This window comes from Catalinimonas alkaloidigena, from assembly GCF_900100765.1.
In the GTDB taxonomy this organism is placed as follows: domain Bacteria; phylum Bacteroidota; class Bacteroidia; order Cytophagales; family Flexibacteraceae; genus Mooreia; species Mooreia alkaloidigena.
The window spans coordinates 150,860-166,611 of the sequence record NZ_FNFO01000004.1 but is presented as its reverse complement, the minus strand read 5'-3'; the positions used below and the strand labels follow the sequence as shown (position 1 = coordinate 166,611).

Below are 15,752 nucleotides of genomic sequence, written 5' to 3'. Positions count from 1 at the left end.
CGATTCAGGCGTGGTGCGCCTGCACTAATTGCTTCAACAGCGGCTCGAACAGGTCACGGCCGCGAAGCTGTTGTCGCCAGCGTTCGGGAATGCCCTGCCAGCCGTATTGAATGCCGGCGATGCCCCCGGCTACACATGCCGTGGTGTCGGTGTCTCGTCCCAAGCTGATCGCGTTTTTGACCACCGCTTCGTACGAATGACCGGTTTCAACGGCCCAGCGGGCCGACCGCAGGCAATCGACTACGTAACCGGAACCGGAGCCGTCGGGCGGATCGTGAGGACGGACGTGCCAGGCAAGTTGTTCCCAAGCGAGCGAATCGTCCCCATAATGTTGATGCAGGGTTGCAATGACTTCGTGCCAGGGATCGGTCGCCTCCTGCAACAACCGTCGGGCCCAGAGGCAATACAGAGCACAACATACCTGCGCCCGCAGGTGCCCGTGCGTCACCAGCGACTGGCGCTCTGCCTGCCGAATCAGGTCAAGATCGCTGCCCCGGTGCCAGAGTGCCAGCGGCAACACCCGCATGAGCGATCCGTTGCCGTTGGCCATCTCGTCGCGAGGACCCGCCAGTGCCGGCGGTGTACCGGAACGCAAGGCCTGCAGCGCCCGGCTGGTCTGGATACCAATGTCGAATACTTCTCCATCGACCGCCAGGTAGCCCCAGTCCTGCCAGTTGAGCAGTCGTCGCCCAAAATCGTCCAGGTCCAGCTCGTGGCAGTGGAGGAGGGACGCCAGCAGCGCCAGAGCCTGCGCACCATCGTCCGACCACGTGCCGACGGGAACGCGGGCGTGAGCACGCTGAAAGTCGGCGGGTGGTGTCATGTCCAGTTGCTCCCGTGGCGGTAGCGCCGAAGGCGCGTGAAATTCGTAGGGAACGCCCAGGGCATCGCCCACCAACAGGCCCCAGAGGCCCCCGGCCAGGCGGTCAGGGATAGAAAGAGAAACAAGCATTGTGAAGGAGTTAGCGGAGAAGCGGCGGCACTTTGCGCCGCAGCAGGTGAATCAGATCGGGGTCCATGTACGCGTATCGGTCGGGAATGTCGAGGCAACGCACGCGCTTCCCGCGCAGGTGCGTACGGAATCGCTGCGCAAGTTTGCGGCGGTGCATCGACTCCATCACGATCACGACGTCGGCCCAGGCCAGGTGCTCGGGCGTCAGTTGCTCTTCCGCATCGGGACTCAGGCCGGCCGAAGCCGTTTGTAGGTCCGGTTCTTCTGCGAAAATTCGTTCGGCCGTTGGGCTCCGCAGGCGATTGCGGCTGCACACAAAAAGTACGTTTTTCATCTTGGACATCCGTGCGGCAAAGCAAGTGGCTGCCGCATTTGCGTACAAAGTACGGAAAAGTTCTTTACTTTCGGCACATGCCAGAGAATCAATCCATTCGGGTATCGGTCGATGCGGTCGTGTTCGGCTATACCTCGCGCGAAGGGCTGTCGGTCCTACTCATCAAGCGCAACATTCCGCCTTTTCGCCATGCCTGGGCGTTGCCGGGAGGACTGGTGCACAACGAAGAGTCGCTGGAGGAGGCCGTGACGCGGGAGTTGCAGGAGGAAACGGGCGTCTCGATTCGCTATCTAGAGCAACTGTACACGTTTGGGCAACCCGACCGCGACCCTCGGAACCGTGTGGTATCGGTGGCCTACTTCGGACTGGTACGGCCCGATGCGTTTCGCTTACAGGCCGCGACGGACGCCAGTGAAGCCGCCTGGTTTCCGATGAAGTCGCTGCCCGCCCTGGCGTTTGACCACGCTACGATCGTGGCGACGGCGCTGGAGCGGTTGCGGGGAAAGCTGACTTACGCGCCCGTAGGTTTCGAATTGCTGGATAAGACCTTTCCCTTTTCGGAGCTGGAAAAACTCTATCAGACCGTGCTGGACCGGCCCATCGACCGGCGGAACTTCAAAAAAAAGATCCTGAAACTGGGTTTGCTCGAAAAGACGTCCGAAAAGCAGCGTCACGAAGGCTCCGGCCGGCCGGGCGATTTATACCGCTTTCATGCGGAGCGGTACCAAGCACTTCAGCACCAGGGATTTACGTTCGAAATCTAAATTTATTTGTGTGAAATTGACGCAAAAATTGTGAGATACGAAGAAAAGAACTTTTATTTGTGTTGATAATACGCAAATAAAATGATGAAGTTTACGATGATATGTTGGCTGGGGTGGGGGATGGTGGGTTGGGCCCAAACGGCGGCGGTGGTCACCCCGGCCGATACCCTGAAAGAAGTGACCGTTTCGGCCGATTACAACGCTTCGCGCGAGACACCGATCACGTTCCAGAACCTGAATTCCAACGAAATTAACCAACGCTATTACGGTCAGGAACCCGCCCTGATGCTGACCCAGACGCCTTCTGTAACGGCGTATTCTGATGCGGGAAGTGCGTTGGGCTATGCGTATTTTCGGTTGCGTGGGCTGGACCAGACGCGCCTGAACATCACCCTAGACGGTGTGCCGCTGAACGAACCGGAAGACCAGGGCGCTTATTTTTCCAACTATCCTGACTTGCTCAACTCGGTGCGGCGCATGCAGGTGCAGCGCGGGGTGGGCACGTCGCAAAACGGCGCGGCCAGCTACGCCGGAAGCCTGCAACTGGAGTCGCCTTCGTTGTTCGGAACGGCCGGGGGCGAAGTGGGTGCCGGGTACGGCTCGTTTCAGACCTACCGCGTGTACGGCAAGTACCAGACCGGGGATCGGAACCAGACGGGGGCCTACGTACGGGCTTCGTACCTCCATTCTGACGGTTACAAATACCATGCGGGCAACACATCGGGGTCGGTATTCTACAGTGCAGGTCACTACCGGGGGCGCCACAGCTGGAAGCTGACCGGCTTCACCGGACGGCAGGCCAACCAATTGGCGTGGATCGGCGTGCCGAAAGAAGTCGTTGCACAAGATCCTCGTACCAATGCCAACAGTCGGCAGGAAGACGACGCTTTTCTGCAATCGTTGCTGTACCTGCAACATGGCTATCGGGTTGGCGAGCACGGTACCTGGAAATCGTGCGTTTACTACAATTACCTCGACGGTAACTACGATTTCGACCTGAATAATTTCCTGGGCCTGCCTGCAACCGATGCGCTGTACAACTACGCCTTCCGATCGCACTTCGCCGGGGTGTTCAGCAACTACACGGTCGAGAAAACGAAGTACCAGTGGGTGAGCGGTTTCCACGCCAACACGTACGTGCGGCGGCACCTCGGCTCAGAAACGAACTCCGGCACGTTGTACACCAATCGGGGCTTCCGGCAGGAGGTTAGTGGGTTTAGCAAGTTGGTGTACCGGCTGCCCCACTGGACCCTGTTTGGCGACTTGCAGCTGCGTTATACCGATTTCGTTTACCGGGGCGATGTCGCCGTGGCGCCCCTGCGCTGGACCTTCCTGAATCCGAAGTTTGGGGTAACGCGCAATCTGGGCGCAGCCACGTTGTACTACAGCCTGGGGCGCACGGGCCGCGAGCCGACGCGCAATGACTTACTGAACGGTGAAGACAACTTGCTGGCCGATTCGCTGGGGCAGCCGCTGTTGAACATCGTTTCGGCCGAGTACGTCGTGGATCATGAACTGGGCCTGCGCCTGCCGTATGCCAAGGGGCATCTGCAGACCAACCTGTATTACCTGTCGTTTCGGAACGAAATTGTGCTGAACGGTCAGTTTGGACCCAATGGATTGCCGCTGCACAGCGACGTGGCGCGCAGTTTTCGCAGCGGGCTGGAAGTTGAAGCGACTTATCGCCTCGGACGGGTTTGGGAGCTGGCCCACCAGTCGACGTTTTCGTACAACCAGATCCGGGAAGGAGAAGCACGAGTGGCACCGGTACTGACGCCGCAAGTGCTGGTCAATCAGGAACTTCGCTTTGCTCAAGGGCCCTGGCAGGCCGGGCTGCGCATGCGGTACCAGGGCACTTCCTACCTGGATTTCGCTAACGAAGAGACGTTACCCGCCTTCGTGACTTGGCATGCCGAGGCGGCGTACCGGTGGGGGGCCTGGCAGGTGCGTCTGCGCGTAAACAACCTGACCAATGTTCGGTACTTTAGCCACGGTTACATCGACTGGAGCGGCACCCCACGCTATTTTGTGCAGGCACCGCGCCATTGGTACAGCTCAGTGACATGGAACTTCTGAATACGCTTACGGACGTGCAAGCCCCTCTGGTGGACGTGTGGGGTTATCCCTTGAGCTTTATCGAACTGGTGGGGACAGTTACGGGGCTGGTCTCGGTGGTGTATGCCGCCCGCGCTCAGGTGCTGACGTGGCCGTTCGGGGTGGTCAACGTGCTGGCGTTTATGATTATTTTCTATCAGGTACACCTGTACTCGGATATGCTGTTGCAGGTGTACTTCCTGACGGTGACACTCTATGGATGGCAGCAGTGGCAGAAGAAGAAAGCCGATTCCGTCCGAATCGCCTGGCTTTCGGCAAGGCAACAGGCACTTGCCGGGGCGATGGTGGTGGGGGGAACCCTGCTGTTGGGAGCGGCGATGCAGCGGGTGCACGTGTGGCTGCCGCAGTGGTTCGTGCAGCCGGCTGCTTATCCCTGGGCCGATGCGTTTACAACCAGCGCGAGCGTGGTGGCGACAGTGCTACTGGCTCGCAAACGATTGGAAGCGTGGGTGTTGTGGGTGTTGGTGGATGCCGTCAGCTGCGTGCTCTACTTTCAAAAAGAGATACGCCTGATGGCGCTCGAATACGTAATCTTTCTGCTGATCGCTTTGTACGGCGGTGTGCAGTGGTACCTGATGCTACACGATGAAACACGGGTTCGTTTTCGGTAAGTTTCTGCCTTTGCACCGGGGGCATCTGGCCCTGATGGATTTTGCTCGCGTGCGCTGTGCGCGGCTGACCGTTGTGGTGTGTGCCAGCGACCGGGAGCCGACGGCGGGCGAACTTCGTCGGGACTGGGTGGCGGCGTCGATGGCGGCGCATCCGACGGTCGACGTGAAACTGTTCTCGTATGCCGAAGCGGAATTGCCGAACACGTCGGTGTCGTCATGGGAAGTGTCGCGCCGGTGGGCGGCAGCGTTCCAGGTCCTTTTGCCCGAAGTCGACGGCGTTTTTACGTCTGAGCCTTACGGCGATTACCTGGCCGAATGGATGGGCATCGTGCACGTGCCGTTCGATCCGCCCCGCAATCAGGTACCAGTGTCGGCCTCGCTCATCCGAACCGCTCCAATGCAGTACTGGGAGTTTCTGGCACCTGCCGCCCGACCCTTCTTCGTACGAAAGGTTGCGGTGGTCGGCACCGAATCGACCGGAAAGTCGACGTTGACGGCACAGTTGGCGCATCATTTTCAAACGGTCTTTGTGCCGGAAGCCGGTCGCGACTTGGTGCCGCAGACACGCGAATGTCGGTGGAGTGACCTGGACGCCATTGCGGTGGCGCAGGCGCAACGCATTCAACAAGCGCTGCCCGCAGCGCGGCGGGTTCTTTTCAGCGATACGGAACTGCTCACCACTAAGTCGTACGCCCGGTTCTTGTTCGGGTGTACGCTACGGGTGGCAGGCTGGGTGAAAGAGTCAAACAAGTTTGACATGTACCTCTACCTGAGCCCTGACGTTCCCTTCGTGCAGGACGGCACTCGCCTGAGTGCGTCTGATCGCCTGCGGCTGGATGCTTCGCATCGTGCCCAATTGGCGGAAGAAGGGGTGGACTATCGGGTGATCCAGGGCGCGTGGCCGGATCGGTTCCAACAGGCCGTCGGGTGGGTAGAAAAAAGTTTGCTGCCTAGCAAGGCTCCATAGCGTCGTATTTCATTCACTCAAATAATCTCGTGGGCAACGGCATAGCGTACCAGTTCGCCCATCGTGCGGCTTTGTGTTTTCTCAAAAAGGTGTTGCCGGTGTTTGCTGACCGTGTGAAAGCTGATCGAAAGCCGATCGGCAATCTGTTTGCTGCTGTAGCCTTCCGCAATCAGGGTCAGGATCTCTTTTTCGCGGCGGCTGAGTTTCTCAAGTGCATCCATTTCGTCCTGGGCTGAAAATACTTTATGACACCCGTGCTCGTGCGAGCGTACGGTGGCGGTCAAACTCTTTTTCGGTTTCCAGTGCGTAATGTCCGTGCACACGCCCAACTGGTGCGTGATGTTGCCGTCTCCGTTGATGGCCAACACGGAGTTCTGCTCTAACAGCCGCACGTACGTGCCGTCGGCTTTGCGCAGGCGGTAGTCGTATTGAAAACGATACGCCGCCTGTTGGTGGCTCGGTACGGTGCCGAGTACCGTCGCAATGCGGGCTTTTAAGGCCAGCAGCGGCTGGACATCCTGCGGATGCACCAATTGCCAGGCAAACGAGGCACCGCCCTCCCGGAACTGCTCGTGGCTATACCCCAGAATCGACTCCACGTTGCGACTCAGAAACGCGAACGTTCCTGTTTCGACCTGGAGCACCCAAGCCAAACACGGACTGTCTTTGAGCAGTAACCGCAAGGCTGAAAGAGGAACGGCCTGCGGTTGCTGCCAGAAACGAGTCATGTCTGGAAAACGGGCGAACGAATGGGCCACGGTTTTCATAATGACAATGCACGTAAATTCAAAACGGATCTTCCTTACTCCTTGGCAAAAGTCAACATCTTAGGGGGTTACTTCCAACAATGAAGTACTCTTTTTGCGGGGGGATTTTTCAGGCCAGGTAGCGTAAAACTACGCCCGAGTTAATGGGATTTTCCCGGGCGTGTTGCCGGAAATACGCTCGGAAGCCCGTTTTATCTTCGTAATCGAGGAATAGGACGGAGAAGGGCGGCGGCCCACGAAAGCGGCTGTGGTGCGAAATAGGGAGTCTAGGGAAAATCTAATAATTTAAGGGCAGGCCATTGGGTAACTACTGAGCTGGAAAACCGTAGACGCTACCAACACAGATGGAGTATCTCGGTAGCACAACCGCCGAAAATGTCATGTAACTACTGGTCGGGTTAGGTGGCAGTTTTCAGCGCCGTGTCCAGTGCTATCGATTTTTATCTGAGGCGATCTACTCTCTGACAGGTAGAGGAGCTTGCTATACCTCTCCCGAAAACAATTCGTACGCTCGGTGAGCGGTTGCCGCCGTTTGCCCAATCCGTTCGCTCCACGAGCATTTATATCCTAGCCTGCTTTCCTATCCTTATCGTATGACTCGAACTTCCTCTTTCAACCCAGCTTCCGACAACGAGCATCTTCTTCAGCGCGAGATTCTGAAAACCCACCTGGAGATGCAAGCGCATACGTTCCAGGCCCTGACCAAAGAAATTCACGATAACATCGGTCAGCTTTTGTCGCTTACCCGTCTGCACGTCAGTACCATCAAAGGTGCTACGCCCGAACTGTTCGATCAAAAAGTGGGGACCTGCAAGGCGTTGCTCGACCGCGCCATCGAAGATTTGCGCAGCTTGTCGACGCCCTTGGGAAGCGCGTTCGTGGCAGAGCATACACTGTCGGAATCTGTACAGGCACAACTGGAAACCATCCGCAAAACCGGCGTCTGCGAAACCAGTCTCCGCGTAACGGGCCAAGCGGTTGACGCGCTTGAGGCCTCACGCAAGCTGCTGGCTTTTCGAATTGTGCAGGAGGCCCTCACCAACGTGGTCAGCCACGCACAGGCTACCCACATCGTAGTGACCATACACCATACCGACGATGGCATAACGCTGACGCTGGAAGACGACGGCGAAGGATTTGAAGCCGACCAATTGACTCATCGCACCTCGCCTGCGGACGACACCGGCATTGGAGCGATGCAGTACCGGGCCGCTTTGATTCAGGCTGATTTTTCGCTGCAGAGTCGCCCGGGCGAGGGGACACGGGTCTATTTGCGCATTCCCTACCCTGTTGTGTCATGATCTCGACCACACAGACCACCACCCACGTTGTGCTGGTAGACGACCACCTGTTGTTCCGGAAAGGCATGGTCGAACTGGTGAACGGCTTCGCCGGCTATCAGGTCGTGGGCGAAGCAAGCAACGGCCGGGAGTTTGTGCAGCAGCTTTCTCCCCAGAACTTACCCGACATTCTGCTGCTCGACATCAGCATGCCCATTATGGATGGATTTGAAACCGCCCGTTGGATGGAGCAGCGGTACCCGGAGGTGAAGATTCTGGCCTTGTCGATGCACAACGATGAAGAGACGATCCTGAAGATGCTGAAAGCGGGGGTCAACGGTTATGTGTTAAAAAATGCCGATCCCGAAGAGTTGCAGGCCGCTCTGCAAGCGATAGACCAGGAAGGGACGTACTATTCGTCGCATGTTACGCAAGTGTTGTACAACAACTTGGTGCGGAAGAAAGAGGTGCAGGTGGAACTGAACGAACGCGAAGTCGAATTTTTGAAGCTGGCCTGCACGGAATTGCCGTACAAGTCGTTTTCGCCGCTGTTGCAGGTGCACCCCCGCGTGGTGGAAGGTATCCGGGAAGGGTTGTTCAAAAAACTGAACGTGACTTCGCGCGTAGGGCTGGTGATCTACGCCATCAAACACGGTATTTATACCATCGAGTAACCGCTACGCAAGCCGATCGCGTACCTCCATCAGCGCATAACCCAATAGATTCAATCCTTGCCACTGGTGCGGCTGTGCAGCGCGTGGGTCGTCGCCGGTGAGGCCAATGCCCCAGATGGAATCGACCGGGCTGGCCTCGACCAGAATGCGTTCTTTTGTCGCCACAAGGAACTCACGCAGCGGTGGGTGCTGGCTGAATTTCGCCAGGTTACCGGCGACTACAATGTCGAAACGGTGTTGTTGCCAGACCGTATCGGCATAATTCCGCACCTGTCGGCCTAACTTTTTTACTTGATGAGGATGCGTAGCTTCGAGGATTTGCGCCCGCACGTCTTCGTCGCCGAACAAACGCGCCTTTTCTGCCATCATGTAATGTTCTGCCGTTAGGTAAGTGATGCCTTCGACTTCGAAGGGCGCGGACCACCACTGGCTGAAACACTCTTTCCCGAGGGTGCCGTCTTTGCGCGGTTGATGTCCCCAGAAAAACAGGTACTTGGGTTGGTATCCTTGTGCAAGCGCCTGGAGCAGCTCGGCTTGGCTACGAATGGGGGTTGACATGGCTCGAAAGGTAAAACTACCAGAATTTCCACCAGGGCTTTTTGGCGGCGGGTGGCTCTGGAATTGCGTTGACATTGCCGGAGTCCGTGGATGCTTCCGAAGACGACGCCTCCGAGGAAGCGGTTTGCAACCACTTGCCCGACCGGGCCGGATAAGTTTTCCGGGGACGTTTTTTGAAGTGAGGCGCTACCGTGGCGATGATCCGGGCCACGCGCTCCTGCAGCGCTTTACCTTTCTCAGGATCGACCATCGCGACGAAGTTGGCATACCCGTGGATGGCGGCCACTACGTCGGGCGACGTGCCCCAGCGCTTGCCGGCAATCCCGTCCTTTTCGATCTGGAACAGCAGCGCCCGGAAGCGACGCAGGGTCGCGCGGTCTACGCCCGGTTTTTCGTTCACGACAATGCCAGTGACTTCCTGCTTGCTGCCCTTCCGCATGACGCGGCTTTTATCCGGATGTACCTGAAAGCCTTCTTCTTCCACAATGCGGTGCAGCATCACGCGTAGCGTATTGATGTGCTTCATACCCTCCGCATCGGCCGAGAACGTCAGGTCGTCGGCGTAGCGGGTGTAGGTAAAACCAAGTTTTGTAGCCAAGCCCGTGAGGCGTCGGTCCAGACGGAGGCAGATCAGGTTCGTCAGGGCCGGGCTGGTCGGGGCACCTTGCGGCAGGTAGCGTTCGCCGTTGGCGACGTAGTACGTTTGTCCGTCGAGCGTCACCTCGTCCGTATCGGGTTCGGTGCAGAGCAGCGCGAGCGGCGTAGCGATGGCTTCGGCGTACCCTAACGCGCAAAACAGCCCTTTGATGCGGGTATACGTCAGCGTCGGAAAGAAATCTTTCAAATCAAAGTTGAGTACCACCTGTCGACCGACGTGCGGCCTCGCGTTGCTGACGATCGAACGTCCTGCGCAAAAGCCGTGTACCGCTTCGTGGACCGGCAGCAGTTGCAGGAGGTGGTGTAGCACCCAGTATTGCGCGTCTTTTAGGCGCGGCATGGGGGCCGAAATCAGCCGTTGTCCACCCGTTTTTTTTGGCATGGTAAACCGCTGGTAGTGCGTCAGGGTCGAGACGGGGCGGTTGTAGGCCAGGAATCGTAATGCGTTGACCGTAATGCCCATGTCTTCGGCGAGGGCTTTCGCGTTTTCGAACCGGGGCAGCTGGTAATGCTGGAGCTTTTGCGCATCGTCGTCCGTTTGCGACAGACCGCCTGAAACCCCTTCACCCAGGTAAAGAATTTCGTGCGTTTTGCGCTGCTCCCAGGCGGCCTGCCGGGCCTGCCGTTCCCGTTCGCGTCGTTCTTTGGTTTCTTTCCGCTTCTGGCGCGATTCCGCCATCCGTTTCTTCCGGAGTTCTTTCAGCATCCGCACCCGGTCTTCCATCTTGCGGCTCTGCTCGACGAGCGGTTGCAACTCCTGTTGCAGTGCTTGCTGCTTTTCCAACAGCGCTTGCGGAATCGGGGGAATGCCTTGGCCTTTCGGCCAGAAGCCCATGCGGGCCATTTCGCGGAGCGTTACCGCTTCGCGCGACGACTGACGGACCTGATCGTAAAGTTCCTGACGGGTGCGGGGTTGCGGGGGCGTTTCTTCAGCCATGAGTGGAAAAAGCAGTGACGCGAGCCTACCTTCGAACATTCTGGGGACGGGAGCACTCAACTCAAGGCTGGTACACTACTACCCCTACGCATTGAGTTCCCGGAAATCACACTGCAATCAGGGGTAGTAGTGTACCAGCCACCGTCAAGAGTGTGCCTGTGATGCGAGCGAAAGCTACGTGCATGGACGGCGATCCACCGCCCGGGTTGCAAGGTGTGGAGGCTGCGTCACTGCGGGTTCAAATTGTTTTGATTTTCAGAAGTATACAAGTGGAAAAAGCGCTAATTCATCGACATCGGCGAATACCACCCTTTCCGTTGTTGCGCTAGCCTCAGGGCCAGCATATGGCCACAAGGGCCCTGATACAGCTTATTTTGCTGATAGAAGTTACATGTGCATTCGGCCGAGGTGATGCGCTCGTCCCGGTCGAGGTGCAGTTTCGGATGAAACGTCCGCCGTCTGTCCTCCACCCGCCCGACCAGCTGCAGCCCTTCGTCCGTACGATTTTCGGTGGTAATCAGCACCTTACCTTCCTGCACCAGTCGTGAGGCTTCTTCTTCGCGCGGATTCGAAAACCGCAATTGATCAAGGGCCAGCGGTTCCTGACTCAGTTCCCGCACGCGGTAGACGCCTTTGTTCAGATCGTAGATGACGCGGCCCGCCTGCGTGTAAGCCGCCAGCGCACCTTCCACCACGCGGTTCTCTAACCCAAGACGTTGGCTCAACGCCGTCGAAGTGCCGTACCACTCTTTTTTCAGCGCCTGGAAAATCTTTTCTTTCGTCACCAGATCGACCTGCGTTCGCGGCGCGAGCAGGTCGAAGTTCCCCGCCTGCGACCAGTCGTTGGCCGTCCAGCCCGAAAGTCCCAGCGTGAACTGAAGATCGCCCAGGTCGGCCTGGTAGAACGAAGGCATGCCTGTGCCAAGGAGATGGACGGTAAACTTCCGGGCCACCGGAACTAACCGCTCCAGAATCAGAAGCCGTCGGCGGCCCCACACGCGAATATTGTGCGCCTCGCTGCCGGTATAAATGGAGCGGGGGCATGTGATCTCCAGGTTCCAGGGCTCCAGCAGTAATTTCACTGGCTCACCGGGCGTCAGTAGGTAGCGGAGCGAACGCGGACCTATCTTTTCTTTCTGGCGACGCAGCACAAAGCACAGGTTGTGGACGTCCATCGGGTGCAGGTCGACCTGAATCATGGGCATCGTCATCGCCGAGCTTACTTGCAGAAAGCCACGCACCCAACTGTCGGGCAGGTCGATCTTGACCTCTGTAAAGGCATCTTCGTTCGTGGTTTGCACCACAAACCCGTTCGGGTCGATGTGTAGTTTGGTCTCTTTGTAGTCGCGGATCTTCTGAAACTCGTTGTACAGCGCCGCCGAGTAGTCGATGTTGGTCGTGCCACAGGCAAACTCCTGCATGTCGCGGAACACCTCGAAGTTGCAACTCAGCTTGCCGTAGCTCGATTCGTCCTGGCTGAAACACTCGAAAAAGACTTCGTCGGGATGGACCGTGATGACCGGATCGAGCACGAACCAGAGGTCTTTGTCGCGTTGGTAGATGTACTGGAAAAACTTTTGCCGGGCGTCGTAAAACGGCTTACGGATCTTGTGCATCGCTTCGTGAACCGTGCCCAACTGCTCGCGCAACCCCTGAATTTGTGCGCGCAACTCGCCCCGCCCCGCCATCAACTCTTCCAGCTGAGCGATTTCCTGTTGTGCGGCCCACGCCTTGTAGTCGGACTTGTCTCTCGGATGAAAGCGCAGGTCGGAAACGACCACGTGGTGCAGCGCCGACATGGCCTCCCGAAACGCGATGGGTTGGGCCAGTTTGCCCGAAAAGAACGTCGGCGGACGGTAGAGGTCGGGCGTAAACTGCATGTCGACCGACCGGGCCTGGCTGGTTACGGACGATTGCCCCAGGTATTTATGTTCAAACTGCATGATCAGAGGAATAGGTACGAACAGAACGAATGGAAAGCGGTTGCTCCAGATCGGGATACGCCTGGCGCAGGTCGCGTAAAATTTGCAGGCACGCGGCTTTGTCGGCTACGGCCATCGTGAGGGACTGGCGCGTGATGAGGGGCGCGATGATCTCGGCGGCCGCCCGGCTTTTGAGCGCTTCGGCTTTCAAGAAGGCGAATACGTCGCGCTTGGCCCGGCCGCTGCGGTTGACTTGCGAAAGCACGGTCTGAAAATAGGGCGTGAGTGTTTCCAGCACATCGGGTTTCCCGGCGGCGTAGTCTTCAAGGTACTGTGTTGCCTGCTGTTGCAAGGCCGGGGCGGGGTGCTGACTCAGTTGCACCAGATACGTCTGTCCGTCTTCTTTCTTAAAGTACTGATCGAGCAGCTTCCGACCGAACGCTTGCACGTCGGGCCGAGTGCTATCACAAACGGAAACCAGCAGCTCCGGTGTCCAGGTCGCTTCATCGAAATGCTGCTCGAAGTAGGCAAAGCCGAACTGCCGGGCATCCTCCCACGATGCATCGAGCAGCCGTAACGCTTCGGCCGGTTGTGTTTTCATGCGGTCGGTCTGCGCTTCGAATTGCGCCCCCACCCACTGGCGAACGGACAACATCTCGTGGTTGGCCAGCCGGACCAACTGCCGTACCGAAAGCGCCTCGCCCCGGAGCGTGGTGCCCAGCAACTGTGCACCCAATCGTTGTGACGTCGGGCGGCGGGAGGTGAGAAATTCCCAGGCCGTTTCCGGGCTGAGCTGTCGTAACGCTTCGGGCAGTGCCTCCTGTACCAGCGTCAGCAGGTCGTCGTGCAGTCCTTCATAGGTTTCTTTCCGGCGCAAGAACGGCAGCAGTTGCTCCAGTAGGGTGGTGCCAAAGTCGGGGTGACCGGCTGCCAGCCGTTGGACGATGGGCCGTACGGCTTCGCGTACTTCCGGATAGGGAGCCGTGGCAAAGGCCAGCAGCAGGTTCGGTGCGGCCAGCAGTTCGTCGTCGGTCTGTTTGCCGAACAGCGCCACGCCTACCTGACGTACGGCGGCGTGCGGCGAACCGGTCAGGGTGCCTAACAACTCCGGGGGCAGGTCGCTGACCGGCGTCTGGTGAATCAGTAGAATGCGTCCGGCCAGGGCCTGCACCTCCGGCAGCGGGTGGTGCAACAGTTGATCGATCTGCGCCAGCGGCAGGTTTTGTAGTTTCTTTTCGAAGAGGGTGGGGAGAAACAGTGCCGCACGCTCCAGACAAGGGCGATCCGCTTCCGAAGAACATTGGAGTACCTGCGCCAGCACGTGCGCCACCATCAGTTCGGTCTGTGTTTCCGGTAGCGTAGCCTGCGCGAGTTCCTGATGCGCCCGCTCCTGCACGTCGGCAAACGGACTCAATAACAGATCGGCGAACAAGAGCGTCTCGTGAAGGAAATACGCCGTTTGGGCTTCGACCCACGTCCAGCCCAGGTCGCGCGCTTCCACCAGCGGACTTTGCAACATCGCACGGACCAGCGCCAAATCCGGCGCAGCCGGGTCGTAATGGGCCGCGGCCAGTTCCAGGGCCAGCCGGTTCACAAGAAGCGACGGCTGTTGCAGCATCTTCACCAGATGCGCTACTTTGATGTGTTTACTGAACGAGGGATTGGCCCGAAACACCTTCTCGGCAAACTGCAATACGCGTTCGCTGGTGCTTTCACTTAACAGCAGCAGGATCGGCTCTGGACTCTTGTCCCAAAGCTGAGGGAAGGCCTCTTCGCGCGCGTTGGGGGCAGGTTGGCCGGGTTGGTATTCGCCCTGGCAAGTCCAGGCCCAGCGATTGCGTTTCAGTTCGTAGCGCGGACTGTTGGTGTAGAGAATGTGATTGAACGCCAGGTAGCCGGCGTAGGTGTCGTAATACTTGACTTTTTCGCGCATCATCCGGGCCTTCCAGTCCCACCACGACCGGCGGATCGTCCGGACTTCGCCCTGATCCTGCGCATCAGAAAACTGGAGCAGTACCTGGGCAGCCCAGGCGGTATAATCGGCATCACCTCGCTCTCCCAAACGCCGGAGCGTACGCCAGACCCGTCGACGCAGGTAGTGGCGGGTCCGTTCCGAGTAAGCCAGCCGACTGTTTTCTTGGGTTAGCTCCTGCTGTACAGGCACCCACTCGCCATCGAGGTAGATGCGTTGACGACGGTAGTACGACGACCCTTGCCGAAAGGCGTGCTTAGCTTTCTCAAAACGGTAGGCCAGTTGTGCAAAAACGGCGGCATCGTCCCGGAACTCAGCGATTTTGAAAATATGCCGGAGCGACCGGAAGGTGCCCGCTTCCAGTGGCATTGTACGGAGTTGCCTCGACACTACCTCGCGGGCGGCCGGAAAATCGGGTGCGAGCAGGTAGAGAAGTTCCAACAGGTAGGCATGCTTGGGACGAGCGAGATGGCGCTCAGCGACGGATCGTGCCGTTGCGGTCGAGCCCCGACGAACTTCTTTTGCCAGATCGGCGGGCAATTCGGTCAAGACGGCATCGAGTACGACTCTCCGTGTAGGACCATCCGTCAGGGCCAGGAGTGCCGCGTGGGTAATCCGCCGTACTTTTTCTTTGGTGGCTTTTCCCTGGTAAAGCTGTTCCAGTACCGGCACCGCGTCTTTACTACCGCACCGACCCAGGGCCCAAACGATACAATATTGTTGCAACTCATCGGCGCGGGGAAGCTGCTGCACCAACAGGGGCACGGCTTCGGGCAGGCGCAACTCACCCACCTGCCAAACCAGCCGGGTTAGCGGCCGCTCGGAAGTATCACCTTGCTGTAACGCAGCATGTAGCTGTTGCAACAACCGGGAAGGCGTTTCGGCAGAGACGTGGAGGGGAGGCGCAGTGGTGACGGCCGGCGCGACAGTGGTTTCGCGGTACCCTTCTTTTTTCTTGCTTGCAATGAGCTTGTCAAACACTTGCTGCGCTTCGGCTTCGGAAACGGGCGAGGGGGTTTTGGTGCCGTCGCGTAGCGTTGCTCCGCGGCGGCCGTACCGGAAATTGACCAGAAACCCCTGCGGCGTTTCTACTAGATCGACTTCGTATACTTTATCGGAATGGCCTGCCTGAAACCACAGGGTGACGTTTTGTAAGAGCTTCATCCGAGGCGAGTTACCAAAACCTCGTATGCGATCCAATTGAAAAACAGGAGAAAAATGCCGTGGCGGGAAATCCGGGAA

General features: G+C 58.2%; 13 protein-coding genes. 6 read left to right on the top strand and 7 right to left on the bottom strand.

Going from position 1 to position 15,752, the window contains the following annotated elements; all coding sequences use genetic code 11:
• Positions 1 to 4: 4 nt before the first annotated feature.
• Together BLR44_RS11585 and BLR44_RS11580 are read right to left on the bottom strand one after the other, a co-directional pair.
• Positions 5 to 952, bottom strand: coding sequence for an ADP-ribosylglycohydrolase family protein (locus BLR44_RS11585; protein ID WP_089681962.1), 948 nt, complete (start codon positions 950 to 952; stop codon positions 5 to 7).
• Positions 953 to 962: 10 nt separating this feature from the next.
• A complete protein-coding gene (locus BLR44_RS11580) occupies positions 963 to 1,286 on the bottom strand; it encodes a low molecular weight protein tyrosine phosphatase family protein (RefSeq protein WP_089682808.1) in 324 nt (107 codons plus the stop codon).
• A 77-nt stretch (positions 1,287 to 1,363) separates the two neighbouring features.
• Between BLR44_RS11580 and BLR44_RS11575 the strand changes: the two genes are divergently transcribed.
• From BLR44_RS11575 to BLR44_RS11560, 4 genes are all read left to right on the top strand, one after another.
• Positions 1,364 to 2,050, top strand: coding sequence for an NUDIX hydrolase (locus BLR44_RS11575; RefSeq protein WP_089682806.1), 687 nt, complete (start codon positions 1,364 to 1,366; stop codon positions 2,048 to 2,050).
• Positions 2,051 to 2,131: 81 nt separating this feature from the next.
• Positions 2,132 to 4,126, top strand: a complete 1,995-nt coding sequence (locus BLR44_RS11570) for a TonB-dependent receptor (protein ID WP_089681960.1) — start codon at positions 2,132 to 2,134, stop codon at positions 4,124 to 4,126.
• Positions 4,114 to 4,776 carry a nicotinamide riboside transporter PnuC gene (gene pnuC / locus BLR44_RS11565; RefSeq protein WP_089681958.1) on the top strand — a complete coding sequence of 221 codons (663 nt, stop codon included), beginning with the start codon at positions 4,114 to 4,116 and terminating at the stop codon, positions 4,774 to 4,776. The genes BLR44_RS11570 and pnuC overlap by 13 nt, the downstream gene beginning before the upstream one ends.
• The gene (locus BLR44_RS11560) at positions 4,751 to 5,743 is read left to right on the top strand and encodes an AAA family ATPase (protein ID WP_089681955.1); all 993 of its coding nucleotides are present in this window, start codon (positions 4,751 to 4,753) and stop codon (positions 5,741 to 5,743) included. Before pnuC ends, BLR44_RS11560 begins: the two co-directional genes overlap by 26 nt.
• Positions 5,744 to 5,760: 17 nt before the next feature.
• Here the strand turns inward: BLR44_RS11560 and BLR44_RS11555 are convergent, their stop codons facing one another.
• Positions 5,761 to 6,510 carry a LuxR C-terminal-related transcriptional regulator gene (locus BLR44_RS11555; protein ID WP_089681953.1) on the bottom strand — a complete coding sequence of 250 codons (750 nt, stop codon included), beginning with the start codon at positions 6,508 to 6,510 and terminating at the stop codon, positions 5,761 to 5,763.
• 593 nt (positions 6,511 to 7,103) lie between these two features.
• Here BLR44_RS11555 and BLR44_RS11550 point away from each other — a divergent pair.
• Complete coding sequence (locus BLR44_RS11550) at positions 7,104 to 7,811, top strand: sensor histidine kinase (protein ID WP_089681951.1); 708 nt, start codon at positions 7,104 to 7,106, stop codon at positions 7,809 to 7,811.
• Positions 7,808 to 8,464 carry a response regulator transcription factor gene (locus BLR44_RS11545; RefSeq protein WP_089681948.1) on the top strand — a complete coding sequence of 219 codons (657 nt, stop codon included), beginning with the start codon at positions 7,808 to 7,810 and terminating at the stop codon, positions 8,462 to 8,464. Before BLR44_RS11550 ends, BLR44_RS11545 begins: the two co-directional genes overlap by 4 nt.
• 3 nt (positions 8,465 to 8,467) lie before the next feature.
• On the opposite strand, the gene BLR44_RS11540 is transcribed toward BLR44_RS11545, so the two are convergent.
• From BLR44_RS11540 to BLR44_RS11525, 4 genes are all read right to left on the bottom strand, one after another.
• On the bottom strand, positions 8,468 to 9,022 hold the full coding sequence (locus BLR44_RS11540; RefSeq protein WP_089681947.1) for an NADAR family protein: 555 nt from the start codon (positions 9,020 to 9,022) through the stop codon (positions 8,468 to 8,470).
• A gap of 16 nt (positions 9,023 to 9,038) precedes the next feature.
• A complete protein-coding gene (locus BLR44_RS11535) occupies positions 9,039 to 10,616 on the bottom strand; it encodes a reverse transcriptase family protein (RefSeq protein ID WP_089681945.1) in 1,578 nt (525 codons plus the stop codon).
• A gap of 281 nt (positions 10,617 to 10,897) precedes the next feature.
• Entirely contained in the window at positions 10,898 to 12,559 is a 1,662-nt protein-coding gene (locus BLR44_RS11530) for a hypothetical protein (protein ID WP_089681944.1), read from the bottom strand.
• Positions 12,549 to 15,674 (bottom strand): WGR domain-containing protein, encoded by a 3,126-nt coding sequence (locus BLR44_RS11525; protein ID WP_176956003.1) that lies wholly within the window; start codon positions 15,672 to 15,674, stop codon positions 12,549 to 12,551. The genes BLR44_RS11530 and BLR44_RS11525 overlap by 11 nt, the downstream gene beginning before the upstream one ends.
• Positions 15,675 to 15,752: the final 78 nt, after the last annotated feature.

What these genes read in the sequence shown, in the direction of transcription:
- BLR44_RS11585 (WP_089681962.1), bottom strand. Translation starts at nt 952, where the DNA reads ATGCTTGTTTCTCTTTCTATCCCTGACCGCCTGGCCGGGGGCCTCTGG.
- BLR44_RS11580 (WP_089682808.1), bottom strand. Translation starts at nt 1,286, where the DNA reads ATGAAAAACGTACTTTTTGTGTGCAGCCGCAATCGCCTGCGGAGCCCA.
- BLR44_RS11575 (WP_089682806.1), top strand. Translation starts at nt 1,364, where the DNA reads ATGCCAGAGAATCAATCCATTCGGGTATCGGTCGATGCGGTCGTGTTC.
- BLR44_RS11570 (WP_089681960.1), top strand. Translation starts at nt 2,132, where the DNA reads ATGATGAAGTTTACGATGATATGTTGGCTGGGGTGGGGGATGGTGGGT.
- pnuC (WP_089681958.1), top strand. Translation starts at nt 4,114, where the DNA reads ATGGAACTTCTGAATACGCTTACGGACGTGCAAGCCCCTCTGGTGGAC.
- BLR44_RS11560 (WP_089681955.1), top strand. Translation starts at nt 4,751, where the DNA reads ATGAAACACGGGTTCGTTTTCGGTAAGTTTCTGCCTTTGCACCGGGGG.
- BLR44_RS11555 (WP_089681953.1), bottom strand. Translation starts at nt 6,510, where the DNA reads ATGAAAACCGTGGCCCATTCGTTCGCCCGTTTTCCAGACATGACTCGT.
- BLR44_RS11550 (WP_089681951.1), top strand. Translation starts at nt 7,104, where the DNA reads ATGACTCGAACTTCCTCTTTCAACCCAGCTTCCGACAACGAGCATCTT.
- BLR44_RS11545 (WP_089681948.1), top strand. Translation starts at nt 7,808, where the DNA reads ATGATCTCGACCACACAGACCACCACCCACGTTGTGCTGGTAGACGAC.
- BLR44_RS11540 (WP_089681947.1), bottom strand. Translation starts at nt 9,022, where the DNA reads ATGTCAACCCCCATTCGTAGCCAAGCCGAGCTGCTCCAGGCGCTTGCA.
- BLR44_RS11535 (WP_089681945.1), bottom strand. Translation starts at nt 10,616, where the DNA reads ATGGCTGAAGAAACGCCCCCGCAACCCCGCACCCGTCAGGAACTTTAC.
- BLR44_RS11530 (WP_089681944.1), bottom strand. Translation starts at nt 12,559, where the DNA reads ATGCAGTTTGAACATAAATACCTGGGGCAATCGTCCGTAACCAGCCAG.
- BLR44_RS11525 (WP_176956003.1), bottom strand. Translation starts at nt 15,674, where the DNA reads ATGAAGCTCTTACAAAACGTCACCCTGTGGTTTCAGGCAGGCCATTCC.